The sequence below is a fragment of the Cernens ardua genome, assembly GCF_051251085.1.
In the GTDB taxonomy this organism is placed as follows: Bacteria; Pseudomonadota; Gammaproteobacteria; order Pseudomonadales; family Halomonadaceae; genus Cernens; species Cernens ardua.
Genome location: NZ_JBPCZH010000001.1, coordinates 556,437 through 583,243 on the forward strand (window position 1 = coordinate 556,437; position 26,807 = coordinate 583,243).

Consider the following 26,807-nt stretch of genomic DNA (forward strand, 5'->3'; position numbering starts at 1 on the left):
GTTGTTATGCCTCGAATGAACGAAGCATGCGTGTGCGTGATGTTTGAAAAAAGGGTTGAACGGATAATTTTCCTATTTTAATCCAAATTATTCCGCGACTTAACCTTTACTCGCCAAAATTCGTTCGACCGTAGTTACGATCGCCTGAGTTTGAGGGTCAATTTCAATATTGACGCTGTCACCAATCCGTCGTTTTCCGATGATTGTTCGTGACAATGTCTCGGGGATCAGGTCAACACTAAAACCACCTTCGCGCAAACCACTGACCGTCAGGCTAGCCCCTTCAACGCCGATAAACCCCTTATCCATCACAAAAGGAACCAGCTCGGGCGGTAACCTGAACCATAAGCGTCGATTGTTTTCAGCATCGTTGATCTCTTCAATGACCGCTTGCCCGGAAATATGCCCAGACATCAGATGACCACCAATTTCATCACCAAAACGGGCAGCTCGCTCGATATTGACATGATCCCCTACGACCAGAGCACCGAGATTGGTCATCGCCAGGGTTTGCGCAATGATGTCGAACTCGGCCTGTCGCCCGTTGAACGCGGTCACCGTGAGGCAGCAACCGTTATGTGCTACGGAAGCACCTGTTTCAAGACCTGCTTCCAACCCTTCGGGCAACAGCACGGTCAAGTGTGAAAACTGTACATCGTGATTAATGGCAATGACTTCTGCAGTGCCCTGAACAATACCTGTAAACATGGTGTGCTCCTGACGATTGGTTCGCCTAATGCTGCATAGATTCTATTGTCGATAGTCTCTTATGACCTGTAACCTTGTGTCATCATAAACTCGTACTATCTGCAGGCTCTACTGCCTATCTATAGCCCCTGCTGACTACCTATAGACTGGCTTTCTAAAGCCCTGCACCCTCTATCGCCCCTGTTCCCTGTTATCTCATGCTATTGGTGGATGATACTCAGACCACCGACAAGAGGTAGTCGGAAAATAAACGATCCATGACAATGGATGTGTCATGTCCGTGAAGGTGTATGGCAAGGGGCTGGAAAAAGGACATACTAACAAAGCTGCACGTCATTGCGGAATTTCCAATCCGGGCATTGCTTGGCATGGATGCCTGGCACTAAGAAAAAGACAGTAAACAATCTCCGCTGGCCGGGCACCTATCCCCCATTTTTCGAATATTAAAAACAGAAAACTCTCTTGCAAGGCCCCCCTTCGACATAAAATGCTACTGTCTTACCCTATCCTCTATAGACGTTATGGTTATAAGGTCAATAGAAAAAATTTAGCCTGAGTTAATTGACGCTTATCAGAGGGACTCTTAGAATCTCTTCAAATTGCTGAAGGCGCTGATTTGATTCAGCTTGCGGGCGCCATAAAAAACACGGCTAAATAGAATATGTCTCAACACATCATTCGTTGTAGACTGCCTCTTTCGATCAAAGGACTTCCCCGTTTTTTCTCCTGCCCGTGCTCTTTCGTCGACCATGATTATCTGAACCTGCCCTATAGAAATTTTATAGAGTTCAAAGCATGGTAACTTCCATCGTGATGAGTGACGTAATTTGCTCGATATCCGATCGGCGTCTTTCCAACCTGGCAAAATATACTGCCCCACACTTGTCACGATATTGGCGACAAAACGTTAGCCATCAAGCCAAATTGGCACGAGACAACCAAATGTTTGCTTATCAATGATTACCCTAGAACACATCACCAAAGTTTATGGTCAAGGCGCCTCCAGCGTAGAAGCACTGAAGGATGTCAATTTGCATGTCGCCAAAGGCAGCATCAGCGGCGTTATTGGGCTTTCCGGTGCAGGTAAAAGCACACTCATCCGCTGCGTCAATCTGCTTGAACGCCCAACCTCGGGCAAGGTAACAATAGATGGAACAGACCTCACGCAATTGGATGCATCAGGACTGCGTAAGGCGCGCCACGGTATTGGAATGATTTTTCAACACTTCAATCTGCTTGAATCCCGTACCGTTGCGGCCAATATTGCGCTGCCACTGGAGCTGATGAAGCGTGACAAAAACAGTATACGAAACCGCGTAGATGCTCTGTTGACACTTACAGGATTGAGCGGAATGGGTGAACGTTACCCCAGCCAACTCTCGGGCGGGCAAAAGCAACGTGTAGCCATTGCGCGCGCACTGGCCAGTGAGCCAAAAGTGCTGCTGTGTGATGAAGCGACCTCTGCGCTTGACCCTCATACGACACGCTCCATTCTGGAGCTGCTGAAAGAGATCAACCAACAGCTGGGCCTGACTATCCTACTAATCACCCACGAGATGGACGTCGTGAAGGCCATTTGTGACCAGGTGTCCCTGATCGAGGGTGGAGAATTGGTTGAAACAGCACCCATTGGCGCATTTTTTACCCATCCGGAAACCCCGGCCGGGCGGCATTTTATTTCGGATCAACTTGAGCTCGCTATTCCAGCCTCTTTATCCGCACGCCTGCTCCCGTCCGATCAGCTGTCTGCCTCTGATCACACGGCCTCCACAAGGGCAGCTCACCCGGTCGTTCGTCTGACGTTCTCGAGTGACAACGTCACTGCACCACTGATATCACAATTGGCACGTGAACACGATCTGGATATCAGCATCATTGAAGCGCGCGTCGAATCAATTCAGACCCACACGCTGGGCCTGATGATTGCAGAGCTGATGGGTGATTCATCCAAAACCGATAAGGTGATTACTCAATTGAAAGAACGTAACATGCATGTGGAGGTTCTTGGTCATGTTCTCTGAACTGAATAGCTGGATGATCCAGAACCTATGGCAAGCCACCCTGGACACCATCATCATGGTGGCCTTGAGCGGCATCATTTCCATTGGGGTAGGCATTTTGCTGGGCGTCGCCCTCTACGTAACGCATCCAGACCGTTTTCTTGCCAAACCCATTCTTCATCGTGTACTGGGATTAATCGTCAACATTGGCCGATCCATCCCGTTCATCATTTTAATGCTGGCTATTGTCCCCTTCACCCGACTGATCATGGGAACATCCATCGGTTTAGGGGCGGCTATTGTCCCCTTAACAGTGGCAGCCATTCCGTTCGTCGCCCGCCTGATTGAGGGTGCTCTGAATGAGGTTTCCCCCGGATTGATAGAGACAGCGCAATCCATGGGCGCCACCCCCATGCAGATTATTGGAAAGGTACTTCTGCCGGAAGCCAAAAGTGGCATTATTACCTCGACCACCATTACCCTGATCACACTTATCAGCTATTCCGCAATGGCGGGCGCTGTAGGCGCAGGTGGACTCGGCGCAATTGGTATCAACTACGGCTACAATCGGTATGATACGACGATTATGGTTATCACCGTCGTGATTACGGTGGTATTGGTGCAGATCATTCAATCATTGGGTGATTATCTGGTGAAAAGAACACGTCACTAATATCTCTTCTTCATGTAAAGAGAGATGGGATGATTGTGGTAACACGCACATTTTTGGAACAGGGAATCGCACATGAAAAATAGAAAAAAGGCACTCTTGCTGGGCGCAGGTATGCTAGTGGCAGGAAGCCTGCTGAGTGCTTGCAGCAGTCACAGGGAAGACCCCAACACGGTTAGCGTGGGCGTGATGGCCGGCCCTGAAGAACAGCTCATGGAAGTCGCAAAGCAGGTCGCCATGCAGCGTTATCACCTGAATGTAAAAATCATTCAGTTCAATGATTATGTGTCACCCAACTCTGCACTGGCCGACGGCAGTATCGATAGCAACGCCTATCAACACCTGCCCTATCTGAAGGCCATGGAGCAATCACGCGGCTATCATTTTGTCCCCGTAGGTAAAACCTTTATTTACCCCATCGGTGGATTTTCCAGTCGCTATAAATCCATGAGCCAACTGCCGGATGGCGCTACCATCGGGGTTCCAAATGATCCCTCCAACGAAGCCCGCTCGTTGCTGATTCTAGCAAAAGCTGGCCTGATCAAGCTCAGTGATCCTGACAGCCCAACCGCCTCACTGAGTGATATTACGGATAACCCGCACAACTTCCATTTTGATGAACTGGATGCTGCCCAACTTCCACGCGCGCTGAGTGATGTTGATCTTGCCTTTATCACCAATACCTATGCCCAGCCGGCAGGGCTTACTCTTGACGATGCCCTGATTCGTGAAGGCGCAGATTCACCTTATGTCAATTTGTTTGTAGTACGTCAGGGCGATCAGAACGAAGAGAAAATCCATCATTTGGTTGAAGCTTTCCAAACCGATGCTGTAGCAGAACGTGCCCAGCAATTATTCCATGGTGGCGCTATCCCGGGCTGGAAATAACCACCTGGAGCTGGAAGCCTGTCACAAAAGAAGTTGGAAACAAGAGACAAGAGGCTTGCACGCATGACTATATGCGTCGAGCCTCCTTTAAACGAGAGGCTCCTGAAAAGAGGCCCCTGCAAAGAGAGAACCCTATGTCCAATGACATGCTTCAACAGCAATTGAAGTCCTTGCTTGATACTACGGATTGGCTAACCAATGCGGCACAAACAGTCGCTTTTATTCAGCAAAGTGTGGAGCAACTGAATTGGGTGGGATTTTATCTACAAACATCCCCCAGTTGGCTTACGCTGGGGCCCTTCCAGGGTAAGCCTGCATGTAACCCGATTTCCTTTGAAAAGGGAGTATGTGGTGCAGCAGCTACTTCCCGTCAGACACAACGTGTAGACGATGTACATGCCTTCCCCGGCCATATCGCCTGTGATGCGGCCTCACGTTCTGAATTGGTTATCCCCATAATCATCGAAGGTGACGTTTGGGGGGTATTGGATATTGATAGTCCTGTTCCAAACAGATTTAGCAAGGAAGATCAGTCCACCATCGAGCAACTGTGCCAGATTTTTATTGAGGCCAGTGAATTCGATTAAATCGAACGGCAGGAATGTAATGAATATGGGGGCAAAGGGAAAGGTGAAGCTCAGAAGTGCAACCTTGATACGCACCCAATCAGCGGGCCCATCCCCCTATTCACGGAGGACGCTCTGAAAGAGGCTCTTAAGCAAGGCATGAACATATGTTCTGGCCACATACCTTATATGAAAAAACCTTATATGAAAAAAGCCTCGCACCCTTGGGCGGCGAGGCTTTTTTAGAGGCCAAGCGTGTAAGCTCGTACCCTTGAAATATGGTAGGACCAAGCGGATTTGAACCGCTGACCTCCACGATGTCAACGTGGCGCTCTAACCAACTGAGCTATGGTCCTGTAATTTCTGTTATCTGCTATTACTAGTGTTAGCTACTACTTATATCTACTGCTACTAGTATTATCTACTACTGCTTAACCAGCCAATGAGAGCTAGTTGCTCAAAACCCAAATAGCATAACGGCAAGCTGCATGAGATGAACCGATAAATAAAAACGGCCAGCAGTGCTGCTTCCAAAAATCGTGAAACTGGTAGGACCAAGCGGATTTGAACCGCTGACCTCCACGATGTCAACGTGGCGCTCTAACCAACTGAGCTATGGTCCTGCTTTACGGAATAGCGAATTTCTGAAATAGCAAATATTGAGTAGCGAACTAATGCCGCCTTCTCAAGTGGTGCAGTATTTTACCCATTTTTTCTTCAAATGCAATGACTTGTAGCATTAAAAATGCGGTAAATAAAAGAGGCTGACCTGACGGCCAGCCTGAATCATCCTGCACACTTGTCTCTACAAGCTACCTTGCGTAGTACGCTACGCTACTTTTTATCATGCGAATATCTGCTTCAAGGGGTGTCGTTGTCATGCTGCTAACTTGCATAAGCCTCATGACGGTTCAACCGTAAAAGCCTTGGTTGCCTCCACCGCGCGTTTCCACCCGCCATAAAGCGCATCACGGGTTTTTCCATCCATTTCAGGTTTGAATACTTTGTCTTCAACCCATAGGCGCTGGATTTCAGCCTGATCCTTCCAGAATCCAACCGCGAGCCCTGCCAAATAAGCTGCGCCCAATGCTGTTGTTTCCGAAATTTTGGGGCGAATAACATCCACATCGAGAATGTCACTTTGAAACTGACCGAGGAAGTTGTTATTGATCGCCCCACCGTCCACACGCAACTCTTTCAGGGATAAGGCTGAGTCACTCAACATGGCATCCAGTACGTCGCGGGTCTGATACGCCATGGATTCCAGCCCGGCACGTATGAATTGCTCCTTGGAGGTCCCACGTGTTAAGCCAAAGATGGCGCCACGCACATCGCTGCGCCAATGAGGTGCGCCCAATCCAACAAATGCCGGCACCATATAAACGCCGTCATTGGTTTGTGCCCGGATCGCATACTCTTCGCTATCACTGGCACGCCCCAGCATACGCATTCCATCACGCATCCACTGCACTACCGAGCCGGCCACAAAAATCGACCCTTCCAGTACATATTCAACCTTGCCGTTCAATCCCCAGGCAATGGTAGTGAGCAGGCCATTTTTTGACGCCACTGGTGTATCACCCGTATTCATCATCATGAAACAGCCTGTGCCGTACGTATTCTTGGCCATACCGGGTGAATAGCATGCTTGACCAAACAGGGCCGCATGCTGATCCCCGGCAATCCCTGCAATGGGTAATTCTTCCCCATAGAAATACTTGCCCTGGGTACGCCCCAGTACTTCGCTGGAATTGTGAACTTCCGGCAACATGGAACGGGGAACCTGCAGTATCTCCAGCAGCTCTTCATCCCAATCAAGCTCATGAATGTTGTAAAGCAATGTACGGCTGGCATTCGAATAATCGGTGACGTGGGATTTACCATTGGTCAAATTCCATACCAGCCAACTATCGATAGTGCCGAACAGCAACTCACCGTTCTCGGCTTTTTCACGAGCACCATCGACATGATCGAGAATCCACTTGATTTTGGTACCGGCAAAATAAGGATCGATTAACAAGCCGGTTTTTGCGCGAACTGTCTCCTCGTACCCCTGGGATTTCAGCTCTTCACAGATGTCACTTGTTTGGCGAGATTGCCAGACGATCGCGTTATAGATCGGTTGCCCTGTCGATTTTTCCCACACTACTGTCGTTTCGCGCTGATTGGTTATACCGATGGCTGCCAGATCTCCTCGTCTGACTTCAGCATTGTTGAGGACTTCGGTGATTGTGGTATACACACTCGTCATGATCTCGCGCGGGTTATGCTCCACCCAGCCGGGACGCGGAAAAATCTGAGTAAACTCACGCTGAGCAGAACCCACCACCTGACCCGAGTGATCAAAGAGCATTGCCCTGGAACTTGTCGTTCCCTGATCAATGGCCAGGATATATTTGCAGCTCTCTTTGAGTGGCTCGGCATTTTCATTATTCATTTTATGGCTCCCAGTTCATCAGCCTTTGCAATGTTCTGAATGTCATCCAACTGATTGACAGACGTTTCACTGGCTTTCTTTTGTAATGTTTTTTTCAATTCACGCTCACGGGCAGGCAAAAACGGGAATACCAACCATTGATAAACAGCAGACCCTACAACACCCCCTAGCAACGGACCCGCTATGGGGACCCACCAGTAGTTGTCAACACCAGGGAATGCAGCACTTCCCCACCCCCCGAGGAAGGCAAAAATACGTGGACCAAGATCACGCGCCGGGTTGATCGCCCACCCTTCCAGATACCCCATGGATGCACCAATCAAGGCGACCAACAGGCCGATCATGAGTGCGCCCATATTGGCGGAGGGCGCCACTTCATTGAAATGCTCGGTAATGGCGAAGATACCGGAAACCAATAGCGCCGTTAAAATGATTTCATCCATAAACGCATGCATGGGGGTGATGGATAACCCGGGAGATGTGAAAAATACACCAGCCGCACCACCCGCATCACGCGTCAAATTATGTACTTCATTAAAATGATCGATGACAGGTTGAAACAGTAAATAAACCACCAAAGCCCCTATCGCACCACCAATAACCTGAGCAACCCAATAGGGTACCACTTTCTTCCATGAAAAATGTCGGAAGAGCGCCAAGGCTAGTGTTACCGCAGGATTGGCATGCGTACCCGTCACGGAACCAGTGGCATAAATCGCCATCGTGACTCCCAACCCCCAACACATCGCCACTCCCCAATAGGAGTTCAGGTATGGGCTTGGATCATAGAGGATCAACATGGCAGCGACAGAGTCGCCGAAAGCGATAATGATAAACACCGCAATGGCTTCCGAAATCAATTCACCCAAAAAATGCTTTTTCATTAGAACACCTCAACCACTGTTGAAAGCGTGCACCGTTTAACGGTTTTCGTCATGGAGAAGCAGCTCCGGAAGATGACACTCATATTGAATGTCATTTTCTACCACTGCCTGTCCGCCCTTCCTGCCAGTCGTATCTGTAAATGATGATGTTGAATGACGTATGTTCTTACAGGCACCACTTTTCAGCAGTAAAAAAGGTAAGAGTTCAACTGAAATATTCAAGCGACTCAGTCATACGGATTTTCGTCTGGCAACACTCAAACACCAAAATGTTCGTTATCGAAACCTATATCACTCACAGGACTGATACAATGTGCAAACAAGGTATTTTGGAGCTACTTTGGTCTACAAATAGGCTAAAGTCTCACCTCTACGCACCAAAATATTGGCCTTTAGTAGGGTAAAAATGCGCCATGTTTAGATAAGTGAGCACGACACACGTCGCCAATTGAACAGAAAACAACGATCGCCTATACGTCATACTTCGATAACCGATAGACTTGAATAAGGGGTATGAGTGAAAGTAGTGAGTAGTGAGTAGTGAGCAGTGAGTAGTGAGTGCAAGAAGGGCGCAGGTCCATTTACGTCCAATGCTTTGCCATCAGAAAAAGTGTCACCACTATTAAGCACAACGCGGCGTTAACACCCCAGTGAATTGGTAACCACGAAAGGTAAAGAGATCATGTCGAAGCGTGAGACGCACCTATCACCTCGCCACCAGAATATTATTGAACTGGTGAACGAGCAGGGATACGTCACCATTGAGGAGTTGAGTGAACATTTTGCCGTCACTCCGCAAACATTAAGACGCGATCTTAATCATCTGAGCGACCAGCAATTACTTCGTCGGGTACACGGGGGCGCAGGGCGGGTGGAATCGAGTACAACCAACCAGCCGTATTCCTCTCGACAGGCACACAATGCAGAGGCCAAACAGCGTATCGCCCGACAAGTGGCGGCTAACATCCCGAATGACTGTTCATTGTTTATCAATATTGGCACCAGTACCGAAATGGTTGCACGCGCGCTCATGAATCATACAGGACTGGAAATAATCACCAACAACCTCAATGTTGCCGCTATTCTCCAACCCAAAGAGGATTTTACCGTCATCGTGGCAGGAGGCACTGTGCGTAGCCATGACGGCGGTATCATTGGTGAAGCGACGATCGATTTTATCAATCAATTCAAGGTCGATTACGGCATCATCGGGATTAGCGGAATTGATAATGAGGATGGTGCTCTTCTTGAGTATGACTATCAGGAAGTCAGGGTTGCCCAGGCCATTATTCATAATTCCCGTAGGCGGCTATTAGTGGCAGACAGCTCTAAATTCGGCCGTCGTGCGCTGGTCCGGCAAGGTAATATTACACAACTGGATGCAATTTATACCAATCAACGGCCCAATCAGACACTTGTTGATCTGATGGAAAGCCACGATGTCACACTTCATGTCATTACCTGATTAGCCCCCCACTTGTTTTCTATAGAAGCAGCCCTTTCATGACCTTTCTTGCGGTTTAAAACTTTAGTTGCCCTCCCTTGCCGAGAAATTCAATATGGGGTATGTTCGTTTTCGAACAGTGAATTAATCGCAATCGAACATTACGGGCTTGAGCTTTCCGGTTCAGTCGTTCAATGGAGGTGAATCATGTCGCATTCAGCTACTTCAGAGGCTCCCTTGCTGGATCTATTTGTCATCGGTGGCGGGATCAACGGCGCAGGTATTGCCAATGATGCTGCTGGCCGAGGCCTCAAGGTGGCCTTGTGTGAACAGGATGACTTCGCTGCACACACCTCCTCAGCCTCAAGCAAGCTGATTCATGGCGGGCTTCGCTATCTGGAGTACAAAGAATTCAGATTAGTAAAAGAAGCACTGCATGAACGGGAAGTATTGCTCAGGAAAGCCCCCCATATTGTATGGCCGATGCGCTTTATTCTTCCGCATCAGGCGCACTTGCGTCCCGCCTGGATGTTGCGTGCCGGCTTGTTCCTCTATGATCACTTGAGCTCACGCGCTACCCTTCCTGCCAGTAAAACCCTGCATTTCAAGAATGAATTTGATCATGGCAAACATAATCCTCTGGTGCCGAGTATTACCAAGGGATTTGAGTACTCGGACTGCTGGGTAGATGACGCCCGCATGGTGGTCTTGAACGTTTTGCAAGCTCAGGAAAAAGGGGCGGAAATTCTGGCCCGTACCCGTTGTCTTGATGCACAGGAAGAAGACGGTCAATGGCACCTCTATCTGGAAGATACCATTACGGGAGAGCGCTTCGAGCGCCGTGCAAAGGCGATTGCCAACGCGGCGGGTGCGTGGGTAGAAACCTTTATCCGCCAGCACTCTTCACGCACTCCGCGTCTAGGCATCAAAATGATCAAGGGAAGTCACTTGATCATGCCTCGTATCAACACGGATGACCGTGCCTACATCCTGCAAAACAGTGACAAACGCATTGTCTTCGTACTTCCCTATCAACGTGAATACAGCATTGTGGGCACGACTGACCTCGCCTATAAAGGGGATCCTTCAGTTCTGACCATCAATGACGAAGAAGTTGATTACCTGATCAATGTACTGAATGAGCACTTCAAGCAAACATTCAGTAAAGACCAGATCATTACCACTTACTCTGGCGTACGCCCACTTTGCGATGATGAATCTGCGGACCCTTCAGCCATGACGCGCGATTACACGTTGGATCTGGATGGTGACACCACTCATCCACCTCTACTGGCTGTGTATGGGGGCAAGATCACTACTTTCCGTAAATTGGCTGAGTCTGCCATGAGCAAACTGGCCCCCTTCTTCCCGCACATGGGTCCGGCCTGGACAGCTGAAGCCGTGATGCCTGGGGGAGATATTCCTGATCGTGACACCTATATACGTCAGCTCAAGCAACGCGCGCCATGGTTGGATGACATTACTGCCACGCGCTTTGCCACCAGCTATGGCCGACTGTGTGAAAAATTCCTCAAACCCACCCGGGAAGAGATGGGCGAAGCCTTTGGCGCTGGAATGACGGCTGCTGAAATCGATTATCTGATCGATCACGAATGGGCGCGGGAGAAGGAGGACGTCATTTGGCGTCGAACAAAAATGAAATTGCACCTGACAGATCAGCAACAGGCACGTATCGCGGATTATGTGGGTAAACGGACAGCGAATCGTCCTGAATCACTTCATGAAGGAGAACGCGATCTGGCGCATGCAAAATAACCGCCGCTGTAACATGCTTGTGCTGCAACGATCATCCAAAAGGGCGCCTGTATTTTCACACGGGCGCCCTTTCTACGCTTGACCACACATTCGGGAAGGCGTGACAAGAAGTCAATAAATTACTCTTGAATACCACCCTGTGTCAGCTTGGTAGGGTCCAGATACCGTTTTAGTTCCTCTTCAGAGAGATCGGTATTTTCTTTCGCCACATCGAGGATCGGCCGCCCTTCTTTATATGCTTTCTTGGCAATTTCTGCTGCTTTCAGATAACCAATGACCGGATTCAGAGCTGTCACCAAAATGGGGTTTTTCGCCAATGGTTCTTCAATGTGTTCACGACGCACATTAAAAGATGCGATCGCCTGATCGGCCAATAGCACCAGAGCATTGGACAGCAATTTGATCGATGACAACAGGTTGTAGGCGATCATGGGCAACATCACATTCAATTGGAAATTACCGGATTGCCCACCAATGGTAATAGCAGCATCGTTGCCGATGACCTGTGCTGCCACCTGTGCGGCAGCCTCGGGAATCACAGGATTGACCTTGCCGGGCATAATAGAGCTGCCGGGTTGCAAGGCTTTCAATTCGATTTCTCCCAATCCGGCCAAGGGGCCAGAGTTCATCCAGCGAAGGTCGTTGGATATTTTGAGAACAGCACACGCAAGCGCTTTCAGATGCCCGGACATCTCGACCGAAGCGTCCTGGGAAGATAACGCAGAGAAAAAGCTGTCGCTGGGCACAAAATCCAGCCCCGTTTGGGCTTTCATCTCTTTCGCAAAACGCTCGGCAAACTCAGGGTGAGCATTGATACCGGTACCCACCGCCGTGCCCCCTTGCGCCAGACGTAACAGGCGACGCTGACCATCCTTGATACGCGCAATCGCCTGCGCAATCTGATCGGCCCATCCCTCGATTTCCTGTTCAAGACGTACTGGCATCGCATCCATCAGGTGCGTGCGTCCGGTTTTCACCACATCACTTACACTGCGGGCTTTTTTGATCAATGCCTCATGCAGATGTTCGAGTGCTGGAAGGAGTTTATTCTGAATTTCGAGCGCTGCGGAAATATGAATGGCACTGGGGATAGTATCGTTACTGCTCTGGCCCATATTAACGTGGTCATTGGGTTGAACAGTCAGGGATGTCGTAGACGCAAGGTGAGCAATGACCTCATTGACATTCATATTGGTCGATGTGCCGGAACCGGTCTGGAAAACATCAATGGGAAACTGATCCGCATGGGCACCGTCAACCAGAGTCTTGGCAGCCTTGACGATACTGTCAGCGCGTTCCTTGTCGAGGAGATTCAAATCATGATTGACGACCGCCGCTGCCCATTTGATACGAGCAACTGCATGAATGAAAGGCGCCGGCAATGATTCACCGCTAATCGGGAAGTTCTCGATGGCACGTTGAGTTTGCGCACCATACAAGGCCGATTCAGGAACTTCCAGTTCCCCCATACTATCACGCTCAATGCGAGTACCACTCATTTGGATAATCTCCACAACGGAACGGGTTGTCTTTTTCACACCCTGATCTGGCACGCATACCCTTTTGTAAAAGGGAGCCGAACAATCTCATCATTACGGTCCACATGACAAAAAGGCACGACAGGTATTATGTGGTCTTGCATTATCAGGATGCATACTAGCGGACCCGGCCATCGCCTCTATTCGCTATCAAGCCCTTATAGCCAACCGAGCTTCATGATCATGGGCAATACGCGTACATCAATGTTTACGCCAATGATGGAAGTGACTTTACTCATGGCTCGCAAGCATATATTCAAGGCGAATGGCGGGCTTCCACTCGCCATTATCTTACACCTTTAATAAATGGTTTTCCCGCGTCTGCTCGCTTTATTTCACCCGTTAAAGACAGAATCACTGTCCTTATGGAGGATTCATTTTTGTATTTACCTGTTTCATGATGAAGCAGCAATACTATTGGGCAGGAAGTCGCTATCGCCATCAACCTATCTGCAGGGAGCTTCATTCAATGAAAAAGATGGACAGAACACCTCAGTTTATTGCCAATCGTCGCACACTTTTGAAACTCTCTGGGGCCGCGCTGATCGCCAGTCAACTACCTGAAGCTCTGGCAGCCACGCCTCAAGGTCAAGTAACAGGCCATGGGGGAACAGCCTTTTCCCCGCGTGTCGCCGGCACGCCGACAGACTATTCCCCACTGTTAAAGACGCTTTATTCTTCGAACATTGATTGTAATGGCGTTGCTGTCACTGCCGATGGAAAGAATGTATTTCTGGCCTTTCCACGCTTCGGAGGGCAACAGGCTGAATACTCGGTTGCCCGACTCGACAAGCACGGCAAGGTCACCCCATTTCCGGATAACGAATGGAATCGCCGCGGTGCGGGGAGTGATCCGCGACACTCTTTCGTTGCGGTAAATGCGATCCACATTTTCGGCGATGACACCTTATGGGTGGTCGATCAGGGCTCAGTGGGAGGTAAGATACCGGCTCCCGGTGCACAAAAGGTGGTACAACTGGACAGTCGCACAGGAAAAGTGCTTCAGGTACTGCGTTTTTCATCTGAAATATTACCCAAGGGCGCCCAATTGAACGACTTGCGAATTCATGGCCGCTATATCTTTTTCACTGACAGCGGACTCGGGGGAATTGTGATCCATGATCAACAGACAGGTACAGCCATCCGCCGGCTCTCGCAACAACCGATCATGAGCAATGATCACCAACACCCTCTACGCGGCAGTGGCGGACACCTTCTTCGCAATGCCAAGGGCGAACTGCCCATTTCCCACAGTAATCAGATCGAGGTAGATCCCAGTGGCACCTGGCTCTATTTCACCCCGCTGGTGGGGCCTTTGCGCAAAGTACGAGTAAGGGATCTACTGGATACGCGTTTGGATGATGACGCACTGGCAAAACGGGTAATACTTACCTTCCCGATTCCGAGCACCAATGGGACGGCGATGGATTCAAGGGGAAATCTGTTTGTCAGCGATGCGGTAAGCAACAGTGTGATTGTTATTGATCCTCACGGACAACGGGAAACACTGGTGACTGATCCTCGACTGATCTCCCCGGATGCACTTTTTATCGATCCTCAACGCAATCTCTACATACCCTGCGGACAAGTACAATACACCGCCGGCATGAATCACGGGAAAACCGGTTTTCACCTCCCCTTCTATACCTTCAAAATGAAATTGCCGACGCAATTGAAGAATATTCCGTTAGGGACCGCTATTGCTTGATCGCGTCCGTGACTAGCATCAAAGCGGATGGCGAAATGCTGCGGGGTGCTTTATCTCCGGACACACCCACTTCCGGAGACACCCCTTTATACAACCATACGGAATAACGTAGCGCCGTTTTGATATTTCCTGTCTTGCGCTGTTCTCGCCAAGCTATGACTTTCGACAAACCGTCATTTTCCAGAAGTCACCATTTATCTGGAGCCAGATTTTCCAAGCGCCATGTCTTCAAAAGCCAGGTGTTGCAAAGGCATGGTTTTCTGAAAGTTGCGGTTTCCAGTGAACCACGGTTTTCCATGTGCGGTGGTTCTCACAAAACACGGATCCTCGCAAAATGCGTGTGCATGTAGAGTGACGGTCTTGTCATATGGCTGCATTAAAAAGGCACTTTGTCACTCAAGAGGAAATGACCCAAGGAGAATGAAATGAATACAATAACATCACGGCTCATCAAATATACGCGTTATTGGGCTCTGGGTGCCCTCTTGGTTGGCAGTACGCTGTCCCAGGCTTATGCAGATAGCCTTCATCAGTTGAATGTGGGGTATCAGAAAGCCAATATCTTTTCACTGCTCAAAGCCAGAGGAACGTTGGATAAAGCGTTGGAAAAAGAAGGCATTCATGTCAACTGGATTCAATTCCCGGCAGGGCCTCAGATGCTTGAAGGTCTGAATGTCGGCAGTATTGATCTGGCGGCGACAGGGGATGCCCCACCGGCCTTTGCTCAGGCAGCACAGGCAAATCTGGTTTACCTTGGTCATTCCCCCGCCAATCCACAAACTGAAGCGATCATTGTACCCGCCAACTCGCCCATCAAGACTGTTGCCGACCTGAAAGGGAAACGAGTAGCCTTGAACAAAGGCTCGGACGTTAATTATCTGCTGGTCAAAGCGTTGCAGAAAAATGGACTTTCCTATAATGACATACAGCCAGAGTATCTGACTCCAGATGATGCACTGGCCGCTTTCCGTAGTGGTGATATTGATGCCTGGGCAATTTGGGACCCTTACCTCGCCTTTGCGCAGAGTCAGGAACATGCGCGTGAAATTACGACAGCACAGGGGTTGGTGCCTCACTACACTTTCTATCTGGCGACACGTCAGTTTGCCGATAAATACCCGAAAGTGGCTGAAGAAGTTATCCAACAACTGGAAGCGACCAGCAAGTGGAGCAATACGCATCAGCAACAAACCGCGCAGCTGCTCTCTCAGGCAACAGGGTTGAGTCAGGATATCTGGTCTATCGCGTTAAAACGCATGCCATTTGGCGCAGAACGTATGACCAACCAGATCTACAATGCCCAGCAGTCCCTTGCCGACACCTTCACCCAAGCCAGGTTGATTCCGGTGAAAGTGAATGTGCGCAGCGCCGTGTGGGCTGCCGATAAACAAGCCTTGAGCCAGCACTGACGAACAGCTGACAAAGGTAATACCTGCTAAACCGGCGCTATCAGAGATTCCCTCTCTGTTTCTATAGCGCCGGTTTTGGGTTCAGAGATAGATAGGGTTAATTATGTTTCGCCTCTTTATCGGTAAAACCAAAAGATTGCCCGGCCATCATGAAAGGAGCCACAGACTTAGCGACATCGGCCGGCAACATGACGAACTTGGCATTATCACTGGCTGACAGTTTGGTCAGCGACTCGATATACTGACTCCCGAGCTGATAGCCCAGTGCCTGCAAACCACCTTCGTGGCTGGCGCCATTGGCAATCGTTTGGGTGGCATCCCGGGTAGCGTTGGCGGAGGTGATCAACGCTTCGGCATCCAGCACCGCGCTGTCCCTACGTGCTTCTGCCTGTAACACCTGACTTTGTTTCACCCCTTCTGCCTTGCGAATAGCCGCGGTTTTCTCCCCTTCAGCGCGAGTTTCCATCGCGACACGACTGCGTGAAGCCGCTGCCTGTTCTTCCATCGCACGGGCCATGCTCTCACTCGGTAAAATATCCTGAATTTCTACCGAACGAATATTGACGCCCCAATCCCCCATTTGTGTTTCAAGACTCTCCTTGAATTTACCCTTGATGAGCTCACGGGAGGACAAGCACTCATTCAGATCCATTTCACCAATAATATTTCTAAGTAAAGGGCCTGCTGTTCCTACTACACCGCGTACGTAATTATCGACACCATAAGCTGCTTTGGAGGCATCTGTCACTTTCACATAAATAAGGGCACTGACCTTGCAAATCGCGTTATCGCGGGTAATAACTTCCTGTACAGGAATATTGATTAATTGATCTTTACTGTTGAACCGATAACGCACGACATCAATAAAGGGAAGAAGAATATGCAAACCAGAACGAATCTCTGCCTTGAATTTTCCCAAACGCTCGACAATCCATATTTCCGACTGAGGCACAATACGAATTGTTTTAAATAAAACAAAACCGATAATGACGGCCAGAATAACTACGCCATACAGAAATTCCATAAGAGCCCCTTTTAAAAAGATGTTTTTATTATTTATTCAAGATAATGCGTAATGGCTTAATACTCGCGTCGAGCCATTTTTTCGACCCATAGCTCAGGGGAGTTTTTTGTATTTGTATGGGTAACGCGAACAATTTTGACACGGTCTTCCAGTGACAATACTGGACTCTGTTCTGTTGCATGTACCCACCAGTCTGTCTCTCCATGGATAGGCTTTTGGAAAATGGCCTTGATCTGTCGCCCATTGACGGCCACCACAAACCCTTCCTGACCAATGGGATCTTCCTGCCATTGATTGGATTCCGGCGGAAAAAGTCGTTTCCACACAAACACCGAACAAACGCTTGCAATAATCCAGACCAGTATCTGAATGACGATAGCAGAGGATGGAAAACATAAGGCCAGAACTGTGACCAATGCACTGGTAATCGCAATAAAGCCGAAAAAATAAGTAAGCGTGAAAAGCTCAATGAGAACGGCAATACCTGTAATAATGAGCCACCCTACCCAGGCAAAATTCATATATTCCATGGCACCTCTCTTTTATCGGTATCGTTATTTCAGCAGGAGGTATTTTAATCGCGCATTACCACTATGAATAAAACCATACGCTTATCAAAAATGACATAGCCGACAACTTCGCGCAATACATCTTTCATATGAGGTTTTCATGTAATCCTCTCTTATGCGCTCCTTATATAAGCCTCTCATATCAAAGGTATATTTGCCTCTTCCTCTGACGGCGACCAACCACCAATACAAAGGCGAAACCATGGCTACTCATCAAGCCGCCGCACTTTCCCCAGAACGCTTCAATCGATAACACCCCACAATGGCGACCAGCCATATGGGAAGAATTATAACGGCTCCTCTCATCCCCGGCGTTAGCAACATAATAAGCAGAATACCCAGTAAAAAGGCCAAACACAGCCAATCGGTGAAAGGCTGCAAAGGGCTGGGAAAGCGGGAACAATGCCGATGTGAGATCTGATAACGTCTGAAATGAAGGTGCGTCAGCGTAATCATGATCCAGTTGAGGACCAACGCGGCCACCACTAATAGCATCAGCAGTGTGAAAGCCTGCTGTGGCATCAGGTAATTCAGCAACACACATACGGCCGTCACCAACGCAGAGAGAGCCTGTGCATTGACGGGGACGCCCCGCATATTCAGGCGCGAAAAACGCCGAGGGGCATTCCCTTGTAAAGCCAGCCCCATGAGCATACGACTCGTGGAATAGGTGGCACTGTTATACACGGACAACGCTGCAATCAACACCACGGCATTGAGTGCTGTTGCGACCCAGGGAGAATGCAGCGCAGCAAAGATCAGAACAAAAGGACTCCCCCCCTGCACCACCTTGCTCCACGGGTAGAGTGATAACAGAATTGCTTGCGAGCCAATGTAGAAGATCAGTATGCGCAAGACGACCTGATTCGTTGCGCGAGGTATGGTATGGCTGGGGTTATCCGTTTCAGCCGCTGCGATGCCTACCAGCTCCATGCCGCCAAAGGAAAACATGATGATGGCCGAGGCAGCCAACAGCCCGCCAAGGCCGTGTGGCATGAAGCCCCCCAAGGCCCATAGATTAGAGATATGAGCCTGAGGGCCGGCATGCCCACTTAACAATAGATAGCCACCAAATAGAATCATGGCAATGATGGCTGCAACCTTGACCAGAGACAGCCAAAACTCAAGCTCACCGAACATTTTTACGTGGCGAAAGTTGATGGCATTAATCAAAACAAAACACACCGCCGTCGACACCCAGGTAGGCAAAGCAGGCCACCAATATTGCACATAACTGCCCACGGCGCTTAACTCAGCCATGCTCACCAGAATGTAGAGAACCCAATAATTCCAGCCAGAGATAAAACCCGCCATGGGGCCCCAGTAGGTATGCGCGAAATGACTGAAAGAACCAGCGACTGGCTCTTCAACCATCATCTCGGAAAGCTGACGCATGATCAGGAAAGCAATCAGCCCCGTAACCGCATAACCTAAAAGAATGGCTGGCCCAGCCAACTCTATGGTGTGGGCGCTCCCCAGAAAGAGACCTGTACCTACAGCGCCGCCCAATGCTATGAGCTGCACGTGTCGGTTAGTGAGACTTCGCTTGAAACTGGAAGGGCTGGGCTCGTCGGAATGTGTGCTCATGGCTTGTCGCTTGTGCAGCACCCGATTCTTGCCTCCTCTTCACCGGAACAATCAGATGTCAGGCTGAGCAGTGAGGTTCGAATCACGCTGGGATGCTGATGGGTGTATGTAAATTTCAATTGAGGTATATAAATTCGAGTGCTTGCAGTGTGCTATACCGCCTGACTGCTCCGGCGCAGTTTATGAATGGTTATAGATTCAGCGGCGGACTTTTTACCACAAATGACAAGGTGTTGTCTGGATTTAGATTGAATGCGTGAACACATTAATAACCGCATGCAATCTTTAGCGTTGGGTGGGGCACACATGTTGTGCGCCTCTTTTGAGGGATGTATACGCGCTTGCGAGGCACGCACCCAAGGTTCTATCCTGACACTATTGTCAGCAAATGTTCATACATTTGATTCCATGCACTTACTTGGTAAGGAGCTTTTCTGCATGTGGACTCAGAAAGAGATTCGCCTACAGCCTCGCCCCCGCGGTTTTCACTTGATCACCAGTGAAATCGAGCGTGCCATCCCTGAAATCGGCTCTATTAATACCGGGCTACTGCACGTATTTATCCAGCATACCTCTGCCTCACTCACCATCAACGAAAATGCAGATCCAACAGTACGTGTTGATTTCGAAAGCTTTTTCAACCATGCCGTACCTGAAGACGAGCCCTACTATCGCCATACCTACGAAGGAAGTGACGACATGCCGGCACACCTGAAAAGCAGCATTTTAGGTGCGAGTGTACAGATACCGATTACACGTGGTCGCCTGAACATGGGAACCTGGCAGGGTATTTACCTGTGCGAACACCGTAATCATGGTGGAAGTCGCCGTGTCGTCATTACCGCGACGGGCGAGTAACGAAAAGAGATAAGCCGAAAGGCGGTTACCCCAAAGGGATGACTACCACCCCAGGGCTTCCTTGACGAAGGGTATCGTTAATCGGCGATGCGCAGAAAGCGAAGCCTGATCCAACCGATCAAGCGCATGAAAAAGCGCATTCAGTGAACGCGGACAGCGGTGCAGGATATAACGAAGGACGTTGTCGGGTAATTCCATACCACGTTGACTGGCACGCAACTTGAGCGCGTGTGCTCGCTGTTCGTCCGTCATGGGATGAAGATGAAAGATAGCCCCCCAACCCAGTCGCGAAGCCAGGTCAGGTAACTGAACGCCTAATTGCCGTGGCGAAGCACCCGCGGAAATCACCATTCGTTTACCCGCATCACGCATACGGTTGAAACAGTGAAACAGGCCTTCTTCCCAGCGCTTACGCCCTACTACCTGATCCACATCATCAATGGCAAGCAAGTCGAGACGTTCCAGATCTTCCAGCACAAGGGGTGGAAAATGCCCCAGCTCAGCCAAAGGTAGGTAAAGCGTGCGAAGATCATGGGCAGATGCTTCATGGCACGCCGCCTGAAGGAGGTGGCTTCGGCCAGACTCTTCTGCTCCCCAGAGGTAGACAAGGGGTTCATTGCTTCCTTGCGCCTGAGCCTTTAGCGCTGCCACGGCAGCAGCATTGGCGTCAGCATAGAAGCTATCAAACGTAGCATCATCACGTGGTCCCACTCCCAGCGGTAACTGAAATGGTTGACTCATGCGTTCCCTTCCCTGAAGGTGCCTGTCAAATGCCACATGCCTAACATGATGCTTACCTAATAGAAGACGCCAAGGGAGAATTCCTTGAACTACGTTTCATGGATAATACAGTGATGACTCATCTAGAAAATCATCAGTGAGTCAATCAATACAACACCCTACCACATCTCATCGATATTACGCTGCCCGTATACATTTGTTTATAGCTTTCTGCTTTATACATTCTACTCCCTTCATGAATCAGCAGGCTTTTGCTTTTCAGGTGCAGGGCCAACGGCTTCAGGTTCATCCAGGGAAGGAACGCGTCCATGATGCCCAAAATTGACAATACGTGCTTCCACCAAATGCAATTTGCCCAATATATCACTTTTCAGAATCAATACTGCCAGTGCAGATCCCAACAGTGGTCCCAAGAGATACACCCATAACGTCGGTACGTTTCCCGAAAAAATATCGGGTGCAAGTGAGCGTACGAAATTCGTACTGTCACCGGTGATCCACGCCATGATCGGATTCATGACAAGAAAATAGAGGCCACCCAACCAGGGCGTAATCAGGCGAAAACGCTTGTGGGCAGCAAACCAATAGATGGCCAATACGAGGAGAAGAGTCAGTACAAGTTCAGCCAATACACTCCACCAGATCGAAAAGTGTGTAGTAGGCAGAGTTGCTACATAATTGACCGAGCTGACCATCCTGGCCCATGGGTGAAAACATACCGCCAAAAGGGCAACCAATGCCGTCCCCCCACAGGCACCCACTATCTGTGCGAAGAAGTATCCCAGAGCGTCCAGCGGGACAATCTTTTTACTCAGCATGAATGCGAGTGTAATGGAGGGGTTCAAATGAGCGCCACTCACTTTGCCAAAACGCGTAAATGCTGCAACGGTACCCGCCGAGCCGAAGAAAAATCCTGCCAACGCCGTTTGTAACAAGGGATGCCCAATAAGAAAGGAAGAAACAGGCGAAGAAGGTGCCAACACCAGTGTATTCGTCACAATGCCAATGATCATGAGAATACCCGTTGCAATGGCTTCACACGCATAGAGTTTCCAATGCAGAGGATTACCCGGATGAGGCTCTCCGGCCAAAGGACGATCTACTAATTGCCGATGATGGAAACGAACATGGGGAATACGAATATGGCGGTGCTGAACATGATGCGCACCGTAAGTCTCAGGAGCATGCTTGTCGTTACTCACGAATTCCCCTCCCGTAGTCAATGCTGATAAATGATAGAAAAATCTTCACTCACCCGGTAAACAAAATTCCGGAACCAAAGCCATGAGCGTAAAGAGAGCCGCCCCTTGTGAATTTTCAATCGTTGATAAAAAGAGGTCGCGACAATGCCCGGAAACATTTCTGCAGATGAATAAAACGAAAAGCCAACCTTGGTGTTCCTTATTAATACTTAAGGATTAAATGACCAAAAACAAGTATTCACCCATAATAAATACCCTTTGCCATTATCTACCTGACTGGATACTTCCTACATTGGAGCGGGATATTGCCGGCGAAAACGATGGCGGCATTCCCTAATGACTCTGACATTAGCCAACAACAGTGATAAACTACGCGCGCTATAGAGTGCTGAATACATCACCTCTATACAGATCATTTACCTTTTTCTCGGTGCTTACGTATTGGCTCGTACACATTCGCTGAATGTTACGATACGACATGCCCCGGACATCGCCACTATCTCTTGAGAGAGCCCCATGACCTCTGACTCCTCATCTTCCAAAGCATCACTCAGTTACAAGGACGCCGGTGTCAACATTGACGCGGGAAACGCACTGGTCGATCGCATCAAGGAGACCGTCAAGCGGACGACACGCCCTGAAGTCCTCGGTGGGCTGGGTGGTTTCGGCGCACTTTGCGAAATTCCGCAAGGGTATCGTAAACCTGTACTCGTCTCGGGAACGGATGGTGTAGGTACCAAACTGCGGGTAGCCATGACGCTGGGGCGCCATGACACCATTGGTATTGATCTTGTCGCCATGTGTGTCAATGACCTGGTCGTTGCAGGTGCAGAGCCCCTCTTCTTCCTTGACTACTATGCCACGGGCCATTTGGATGTAGAAACGGCTACCGATGTTGTGAAAGGCATTGGCGCGGGATGCGAGCAGGCAGGCTGTGCACTTGTCGGTGGTGAAACTGCTGAGATGCCCGGCATGTATGAAGGCGATGACTACGATCTGGCAGGCTTCTGTGTGGGTGTGGTCGAAAAGGACGAGGTCATTGATGGTCAGAACGTGGCGGTTGGCGACGTCATTCTCGGCTTGGCTTCCTCCGGCGCCCATTCCAATGGCTATTCGTTGATCCGCAAGATTATCGAGCGCTCGGATACTGATCTTTCCGAAAAGATCGGCAATACTACCCTCGGTGATGCCCTGATGGCACCGACCCGTATCTATGTTAAACCCTTGCTCTCCCTCATTAAAGAAAGCGGTGTTCATGTGCACGCGCTCTCTCACATTACCGGTGGCGGTTTGTTGGAAAACATTCCCCGCGTACTGCCTGACAACGCAGTGGCGCATATTGATGTCAACGCCTGGCAACGCCCCGAGCTGTTCAATTGGCTGCAACGGGAAGGCAATATCGACGAACGGGAAATGTATCGCACTCTGAACTGCGGTATTGGAATGGTCGTCGTTGTGCCAGCGGAACAGGCACAGCAAGCCATGGACTACCTGAAAACTCAGGGCGAAGATGTCTATCGTCTCGGTGATATCCGTGCACGTCAGGGCGAAGAAGAACAGGTCGCGCTGGAGAACCTGTCATGAGCGAAGAGACCACAGGATTCGAGGCAGAACCCGCAGAGCCGCGTCGCATTGTCGTACTGATCTCCGGCAACGGCACTAATCTTCAGGCGCTGATCGACGCACAGGAACATGATGAACTGGGCGGCGAAATCGCAGCAGTCATCTCTAACAATGCTGAGGCCTACGGACTCACCCGTGCTCGTGAAGCTGGTATCCCTGCGGTGGTATTGCCACAGGATGAATATGAGAACCGTGAGACCTACGATGGCGCCCTCATTAAGGTCATCGAACGACATGAACCTGATCTGGTTGTATTGGCGGGCTTCATGCGTATTTTAACGCCTGTCTTTGTCCATCGTTTTTATGGTCGTCTGATCAATATTCATCCCTCCCTTCTGCCCAATTACAAAGGGCTGCATACCCATCGTCGCGTATTGGAAGATGGCGGCAAATTACATGGCGTGACCGTCCATTTTGTTAATGATGATCTGGACGGTGGCCCTGTCATCATGCAGGCAGAAGTCAATGTTGAATCGGATGATACAGAAGAGTCGCTTGCGCGTAAGGTGCAACAGCGGGAGCATCTTATCTACCCGATCGCCGTACGCTGGTTTCTGGAAGGCCGCCTGAAATTGGCAGGTGACAAAGCCACCTTTGATGGTCATGAGCTCAAGCCAACAGGCATGCGTCTTACCCACGCCGATGCACTCGACGATATTGACGAAGAATAAGCACTTTATCATGCCAACAGGGGCATCTTCTTTAAAGGATATGCTGCGTGGCAAAAGCAACGAGGTATGATACAGATACCGACAAAAAAGGAGCCTTCAAGGCTCCTTTTTACGTTTTACGTATGCTTTTGACCTGTTTCCCAACAACTCTGTCTATTGACTCGCCAGGAACGCACGATCAGGTACGGGGCAGCGTAACACCACGTTGGCCCTGATATTTACCAGCGCGATCTCCATAAGACGTTTCACACACTTCATCCGACTCGAAGAAAAGCATCTGCGCTACTCCTTCGTTTGCATAGATTTTGGCAGGCAGATTGGTTGTGTTGGAAAATTCCAGCGTCACGTGCCCTTCCCATTCTGGCTCTAACGGCGTGACATTCACGATAATACCGCAGCGTGCGTAGGTAGACTTACCCAGGCAGACCGTCAGGACACTACGGGGAATACGGAAGTACTCCACGGTACGTGCCAGCGCGAAGGAGTTGGGCGGAATAACACACACATCCCCTTTGATATCCACGAAGCTTTTTTCATCAAAATGCTTCGGATCCACGGTGGCCGAATGAATATTGGTGAAGACCTTGAACTCATCGGCGCAACGAACATCATAACCATAGCTCGAAGTCCCGTAGGAGATAACGCGTTGCCCTTCCACTTCACGTACCTGACCGGACTCAAAGGGCTCGATCATGCCCTGCTGCTCGGACATTCGACGGATCCACTTATCAGCTTTGATGCTCATTGCGACACAATACCTTCAACTTGGAGAGACACAGCAGGAAGGACTCAACCGAGTCATTTCATGCTTGATTTGGTATGTAATGATAGCGGCATAGAGCGTTTGAGGCGAGTACTCTTGGCCCTCAATACACTAATTATTTCCGTAGGCTATACATCGCTTGGAGCGGAAAACCAGCAAGAACTGATCAGCACTTCTGGTCATCCACTACTCTCAGTCACACATTGCGGCTCATGCATAGTTATTTTATCAGCACCGCAGCCTTCTGCATTTATCCATGTAAAGCTATCAATCACCACTTACTAACTGAACCCAATAGTGGGCCCAGTATGAGTGGCATTGGAAACCTCAGCATCGATATGCCGCGCAGCTTCGGTAAACGCATGTGCGGCGACGCCATCCGGGTCAGCGATCACACAGGGATTGCCTCCATCCGACTGCTCTCTGATCGATAGCTGCAGAGGTAATCGAGCAATGACGCGCGTCTTGTAATTCTCTGCAATACGATCGCCACCCCCTTCCCCAAAAATGGGCTCCACATGACCACATTGGGAGCAGATATGTGTGCTCATGTTCTCGATAACGCCCAGCACAGGAATATTTACTTTACGAAACATTTCGATCCCACGGCGAGCATCCAGCAGGGCAATATCCTGTGGTGTCGTCACAATGACTGCCCCCGCGACTGAAACCTTCTGGGCGAGGCTCAATTGGATATCCCCCGTGCCCGGGGGCATGTCGATAAAGAGGTAGTCCAGCTCCCCCCAGTCTGTCTGATTAAGAAGCTGCAGGAATGCGCCAGCCACCATCGGCCCACGCCAGACCATCGCTGTCTCAATATCAGTCAGGAATGCCATCGACATGACCTTGATACCATGTGCTTCCAGCGGCACCATCGTTTTTTCATCAATGGCCCTGGGGCGCGTACCCGGCGCAACGCCCAACATATGGGCCTGGCTGGGTCCGTAAATATCCGCGTCCAATACCCCTACCCTCTTGCCCTGAGCGGCCATGGCCAGTGCCAGATTGGCGGTAACAGTGGACTTGCCTACTCCGCCCTTGCCAGAGGCAACAGCGATAATGTGTTTGATACCAGCGGTCACAGTAAACTCCGCGATTGGTGATAAAAATTCACTCTCAATAATCTTTATATTGTATGACCTAGAGGGCATAAAATCATAGGGGGGCGAAAAATAGGGGAAGCTAAAAGCGTATTATTAAGATTGAGATCGTGCGAAAAAGAGGGATGAATCGACTATCACTACGATAAGTGTTGGCATCCCATTTTAGTGTTTAAAAAATTAAGCGTTTAAGCGCTAAGATATTTACTCACATCACTCACAGCAGGAAGATCAGGACTAGCCCAATCCATACCGACGAGTTCATCAAGACTGCACCAACGCCCTTCTTCGTGTACTTTCAATGTAAGAGTATTCAAGTCACCCACGACGCTGGCGAAAAAGCAGCTCAAGTTGATCGTTAAATTGGAATCAATGGTAGTGATATATTCACCAAGCCGTTTTCCCACCTTTATATGTAACGCAAGTTCTTCATATATCTCTCTCACTAATGCCGCACGCTGCGTTTCACCCTTTTCAATCTTTCCTCCGGGAAACTCCCATTTTCCGCCCATGGATTTCTCCAATGAGCGTCGAGCAATAAATAACTTTCCTTCGTGCTGGATAATTGCCGCCACAACGTTAAGCATCATTTAAACTTACTCTTCTTTGATCTTTGTTATTAAGCGCCATGGTATGTGTTA

24 protein-coding genes and 2 tRNA genes are annotated in these 26,807 nt (G+C 49.5%); 11 read left to right on the forward strand and 15 right to left on the reverse strand.

Going from position 1 to position 26,807, the window contains the following annotated elements; all coding sequences use genetic code 11:
- Positions 1 to 99: 99 nt before the first annotated feature.
- A complete protein-coding gene (locus tag LMG33818_RS02450) occupies positions 100 to 708 on the reverse strand; it encodes a riboflavin synthase subunit alpha (RefSeq protein ID WP_442321764.1) in 609 nt (202 codons plus the stop codon).
- A gap of 956 nt (positions 709 to 1,664) precedes the next feature.
- Here LMG33818_RS02450 and LMG33818_RS02455 point away from each other — a divergent pair.
- The 4 genes from LMG33818_RS02455 (at position 1,665) to msrC (ending at position 4,853) form a co-directional block, all read left to right on the forward strand.
- On the forward strand, positions 1,665 to 2,729 hold the full coding sequence (locus LMG33818_RS02455) for a methionine ABC transporter ATP-binding protein (protein WP_442321765.1): 1,065 nt from the start codon (positions 1,665 to 1,667) through the stop codon (positions 2,727 to 2,729).
- Positions 2,719 to 3,381, forward strand: coding sequence for a methionine ABC transporter permease (locus LMG33818_RS02460; RefSeq protein ID WP_442321766.1), 663 nt, complete (start codon positions 2,719 to 2,721; stop codon positions 3,379 to 3,381). The genes LMG33818_RS02455 and LMG33818_RS02460 overlap by 11 nt, the downstream gene beginning before the upstream one ends.
- Before the next feature lie 72 nt (positions 3,382 to 3,453).
- Complete coding sequence (locus LMG33818_RS02465) at positions 3,454 to 4,266, forward strand: MetQ/NlpA family ABC transporter substrate-binding protein (RefSeq protein WP_442321767.1); 813 nt, start codon at positions 3,454 to 3,456, stop codon at positions 4,264 to 4,266.
- Positions 4,267 to 4,400: 134 nt separating this feature from the next.
- Positions 4,401 to 4,853 carry a free L-methionine (R)-S-oxide reductase MsrC gene (msrC, locus tag LMG33818_RS02470; protein ID WP_442321768.1) on the forward strand — a complete coding sequence of 151 codons (453 nt, stop codon included), beginning with the start codon at positions 4,401 to 4,403 and terminating at the stop codon, positions 4,851 to 4,853.
- A 258-nt stretch (positions 4,854 to 5,111) separates the two neighbouring features.
- Here msrC and LMG33818_RS02475 read toward each other — a convergent pair.
- The 4 genes from LMG33818_RS02475 to LMG33818_RS02490 form a co-directional block, all read right to left on the reverse strand.
- A tRNA-Val gene (locus tag LMG33818_RS02475) sits at positions 5,112 to 5,188 on the reverse strand.
- Between the two features lie 190 nt (positions 5,189 to 5,378).
- A tRNA-Val gene (locus LMG33818_RS02480) sits at positions 5,379 to 5,455 on the reverse strand.
- 278 nt (positions 5,456 to 5,733) lie between these two features.
- On the reverse strand, positions 5,734 to 7,269 hold the full coding sequence (glpK, locus tag LMG33818_RS02485) for a glycerol kinase GlpK (RefSeq protein ID WP_442321769.1): 1,536 nt from the start codon (positions 7,267 to 7,269) through the stop codon (positions 5,734 to 5,736).
- A complete protein-coding gene (locus tag LMG33818_RS02490) occupies positions 7,266 to 8,153 on the reverse strand; it encodes an MIP/aquaporin family protein (RefSeq protein ID WP_442321770.1) in 888 nt (295 codons plus the stop codon). The genes glpK and LMG33818_RS02490 overlap by 4 nt, the downstream gene beginning before the upstream one ends.
- A 682-nt stretch (positions 8,154 to 8,835) precedes the next feature.
- Between LMG33818_RS02490 and LMG33818_RS02495 the strand changes: the two genes are divergently transcribed.
- Both LMG33818_RS02495 and glpD read left to right on the forward strand, forming a co-directional pair.
- A complete protein-coding gene (locus LMG33818_RS02495) occupies positions 8,836 to 9,618 on the forward strand; it encodes a DeoR/GlpR family transcriptional regulator (RefSeq protein ID WP_442321771.1) in 783 nt (260 codons plus the stop codon).
- Positions 9,619 to 9,804: 186 nt separating this feature from the next.
- The gene (glpD, locus tag LMG33818_RS02500; RefSeq protein ID WP_442321772.1) at positions 9,805 to 11,373 is read left to right on the forward strand and encodes a glycerol-3-phosphate dehydrogenase; all 1,569 of its coding nucleotides are present in this window, start codon (positions 9,805 to 9,807) and stop codon (positions 11,371 to 11,373) included.
- Between the two features lie 119 nt (positions 11,374 to 11,492).
- Here the strand turns inward: glpD and LMG33818_RS02505 are convergent, their stop codons facing one another.
- Positions 11,493 to 12,872, reverse strand: a complete 1,380-nt coding sequence (locus LMG33818_RS02505; RefSeq protein WP_442321773.1) for a class II fumarate hydratase — start codon at positions 12,870 to 12,872, stop codon at positions 11,493 to 11,495.
- Between the two features lie 508 nt (positions 12,873 to 13,380).
- Here LMG33818_RS02505 and LMG33818_RS02510 point away from each other — a divergent pair.
- The gene (locus tag LMG33818_RS02510) at positions 13,381 to 14,619 is read left to right on the forward strand and encodes an SMP-30/gluconolactonase/LRE family protein (protein ID WP_442321774.1); all 1,239 of its coding nucleotides are present in this window, start codon (positions 13,381 to 13,383) and stop codon (positions 14,617 to 14,619) included.
- Here LMG33818_RS02510 and LMG33818_RS02515 read toward each other — a convergent pair.
- Positions 14,609 to 14,788 (reverse strand): hypothetical protein, encoded by a 180-nt coding sequence (locus LMG33818_RS02515; protein WP_442321775.1) that lies wholly within the window; start codon positions 14,786 to 14,788, stop codon positions 14,609 to 14,611. The two genes, LMG33818_RS02510 and LMG33818_RS02515, sit on opposite strands and share 11 nt — an antisense overlap.
- 256 nt (positions 14,789 to 15,044) lie before the next feature.
- On the opposite strand from LMG33818_RS02515, the gene LMG33818_RS02520 reads away from it, so the two are divergent.
- Positions 15,045 to 16,028: an aliphatic sulfonate ABC transporter substrate-binding protein gene (locus LMG33818_RS02520; protein WP_442321776.1), complete on the forward strand. Its 984-nt coding sequence runs from the start codon at positions 15,045 to 15,047 to the stop codon at positions 16,026 to 16,028.
- A 97-nt stretch (positions 16,029 to 16,125) separates the two neighbouring features.
- On the opposite strand, the gene LMG33818_RS02525 is transcribed toward LMG33818_RS02520, so the two are convergent.
- The 3 genes from LMG33818_RS02525 to LMG33818_RS02535 form a co-directional block, all read right to left on the reverse strand.
- Complete coding sequence (locus tag LMG33818_RS02525) at positions 16,126 to 17,052, reverse strand: SPFH domain-containing protein (protein ID WP_442321777.1); 927 nt, start codon at positions 17,050 to 17,052, stop codon at positions 16,126 to 16,128.
- Positions 17,053 to 17,108: 56 nt separating this feature from the next.
- Complete coding sequence (locus LMG33818_RS02530) at positions 17,109 to 17,582, reverse strand: NfeD family protein (protein ID WP_442321778.1); 474 nt, start codon at positions 17,580 to 17,582, stop codon at positions 17,109 to 17,111.
- 252 nt (positions 17,583 to 17,834) lie between these two features.
- Positions 17,835 to 19,208 carry an amino acid permease gene (locus LMG33818_RS02535; RefSeq protein WP_442321779.1) on the reverse strand — a complete coding sequence of 458 codons (1,374 nt, stop codon included), beginning with the start codon at positions 19,206 to 19,208 and terminating at the stop codon, positions 17,835 to 17,837.
- Positions 19,209 to 19,646: 438 nt separating this feature from the next.
- Between LMG33818_RS02535 and LMG33818_RS02540 the strand changes: the two genes are divergently transcribed.
- Positions 19,647 to 20,066, forward strand: coding sequence for a secondary thiamine-phosphate synthase enzyme YjbQ (locus LMG33818_RS02540; protein WP_442321780.1), 420 nt, complete (start codon positions 19,647 to 19,649; stop codon positions 20,064 to 20,066).
- 42 nt (positions 20,067 to 20,108) lie between these two features.
- Here the strand turns inward: LMG33818_RS02540 and hda are convergent, their stop codons facing one another.
- Entirely contained in the window at positions 20,109 to 20,807 is a 699-nt protein-coding gene (hda, locus tag LMG33818_RS02545) for a DnaA regulatory inactivator Hda (protein WP_442321781.1), read from the reverse strand.
- Between the two features lie 233 nt (positions 20,808 to 21,040).
- Positions 21,041 to 22,009: an MIP/aquaporin family protein gene (locus tag LMG33818_RS02550; RefSeq protein ID WP_442321782.1), complete on the reverse strand. Its 969-nt coding sequence runs from the start codon at positions 22,007 to 22,009 to the stop codon at positions 21,041 to 21,043.
- A gap of 516 nt (positions 22,010 to 22,525) precedes the next feature.
- Between LMG33818_RS02550 and purM the strand changes: the two genes are divergently transcribed.
- Positions 22,526 to 23,593 (forward strand): phosphoribosylformylglycinamidine cyclo-ligase, encoded by a 1,068-nt coding sequence (gene purM / locus LMG33818_RS02555; protein ID WP_442321783.1) that lies wholly within the window; start codon positions 22,526 to 22,528, stop codon positions 23,591 to 23,593.
- The gene (gene purN / locus LMG33818_RS02560; protein WP_442321784.1) at positions 23,590 to 24,303 is read left to right on the forward strand and encodes a phosphoribosylglycinamide formyltransferase; all 714 of its coding nucleotides are present in this window, start codon (positions 23,590 to 23,592) and stop codon (positions 24,301 to 24,303) included. The genes purM and purN overlap by 4 nt, the downstream gene beginning before the upstream one ends.
- A gap of 178 nt (positions 24,304 to 24,481) precedes the next feature.
- Here purN and dcd read toward each other — a convergent pair whose 3' ends face one another.
- The 3 genes from dcd to LMG33818_RS02575 form a co-directional block, all read right to left on the reverse strand.
- Positions 24,482 to 25,048, reverse strand: a complete 567-nt coding sequence (dcd, locus tag LMG33818_RS02565) for a dCTP deaminase (RefSeq protein ID WP_442321785.1) — start codon at positions 25,046 to 25,048, stop codon at positions 24,482 to 24,484.
- Positions 25,049 to 25,347: 299 nt separating this feature from the next.
- The gene (apbC, locus tag LMG33818_RS02570; protein ID WP_442321786.1) at positions 25,348 to 26,148 is read right to left on the reverse strand and encodes an iron-sulfur cluster carrier protein ApbC; all 801 of its coding nucleotides are present in this window, start codon (positions 26,146 to 26,148) and stop codon (positions 25,348 to 25,350) included.
- Positions 26,149 to 26,354: 206 nt separating this feature from the next.
- A complete protein-coding gene (locus tag LMG33818_RS02575) occupies positions 26,355 to 26,756 on the reverse strand; it encodes a (deoxy)nucleoside triphosphate pyrophosphohydrolase (RefSeq protein ID WP_442321787.1) in 402 nt (133 codons plus the stop codon).
- Positions 26,757 to 26,807 lie beyond the last annotated feature (51 nt).

Coding starts and splice junctions, on each gene's coding strand:
- glpK (WP_442321769.1), bottom strand. CDS start 7,269: ATGAATAATGAAAATGCCGAGCCACTCAAAGAGAGCTGCAAATATATC.
- glpD (WP_442321772.1), top strand. CDS start 9,805: ATGTCGCATTCAGCTACTTCAGAGGCTCCCTTGCTGGATCTATTTGTC.
- purN (WP_442321784.1), top strand. CDS start 23,590: ATGAGCGAAGAGACCACAGGATTCGAGGCAGAACCCGCAGAGCCGCGT.
- LMG33818_RS02465 (WP_442321767.1), top strand. CDS start 3,454: ATGAAAAATAGAAAAAAGGCACTCTTGCTGGGCGCAGGTATGCTAGTG.
- LMG33818_RS02540 (WP_442321780.1), top strand. CDS start 19,647: ATGTGGACTCAGAAAGAGATTCGCCTACAGCCTCGCCCCCGCGGTTTT.
- LMG33818_RS02495 (WP_442321771.1), top strand. CDS start 8,836: ATGTCGAAGCGTGAGACGCACCTATCACCTCGCCACCAGAATATTATT.
- msrC (WP_442321768.1), top strand. CDS start 4,401: ATGTCCAATGACATGCTTCAACAGCAATTGAAGTCCTTGCTTGATACT.
- purM (WP_442321783.1), top strand. CDS start 22,526: ATGACCTCTGACTCCTCATCTTCCAAAGCATCACTCAGTTACAAGGAC.
- LMG33818_RS02490 (WP_442321770.1), bottom strand. CDS start 8,153: ATGAAAAAGCATTTTTTGGGTGAATTGATTTCGGAAGCCATTGCGGTG.
- LMG33818_RS02460 (WP_442321766.1), top strand. CDS start 2,719: ATGTTCTCTGAACTGAATAGCTGGATGATCCAGAACCTATGGCAAGCC.
- LMG33818_RS02520 (WP_442321776.1), top strand. CDS start 15,045: ATGAATACAATAACATCACGGCTCATCAAATATACGCGTTATTGGGCT.
- dcd (WP_442321785.1), bottom strand. CDS start 25,048: ATGAGCATCAAAGCTGATAAGTGGATCCGTCGAATGTCCGAGCAGCAG.
- LMG33818_RS02450 (WP_442321764.1), bottom strand. CDS start 708: ATGTTTACAGGTATTGTTCAGGGCACTGCAGAAGTCATTGCCATTAAT.
- LMG33818_RS02535 (WP_442321779.1), bottom strand. CDS start 19,208: ATGAGCACACATTCCGACGAGCCCAGCCCTTCCAGTTTCAAGCGAAGT.
- LMG33818_RS02455 (WP_442321765.1), top strand. CDS start 1,665: ATGATTACCCTAGAACACATCACCAAAGTTTATGGTCAAGGCGCCTCC.
- LMG33818_RS02510 (WP_442321774.1), top strand. CDS start 13,381: ATGAAAAAGATGGACAGAACACCTCAGTTTATTGCCAATCGTCGCACA.
- LMG33818_RS02530 (WP_442321778.1), bottom strand. CDS start 17,582: ATGGAATATATGAATTTTGCCTGGGTAGGGTGGCTCATTATTACAGGT.
- hda (WP_442321781.1), bottom strand. CDS start 20,807: ATGAGTCAACCATTTCAGTTACCGCTGGGAGTGGGACCACGTGATGAT.
- LMG33818_RS02505 (WP_442321773.1), bottom strand. CDS start 12,872: ATGAGTGGTACTCGCATTGAGCGTGATAGTATGGGGGAACTGGAAGTT.
- LMG33818_RS02575 (WP_442321787.1), bottom strand. CDS start 26,756: ATGATGCTTAACGTTGTGGCGGCAATTATCCAGCACGAAGGAAAGTTA.
- LMG33818_RS02525 (WP_442321777.1), bottom strand. CDS start 17,052: ATGGAATTTCTGTATGGCGTAGTTATTCTGGCCGTCATTATCGGTTTT.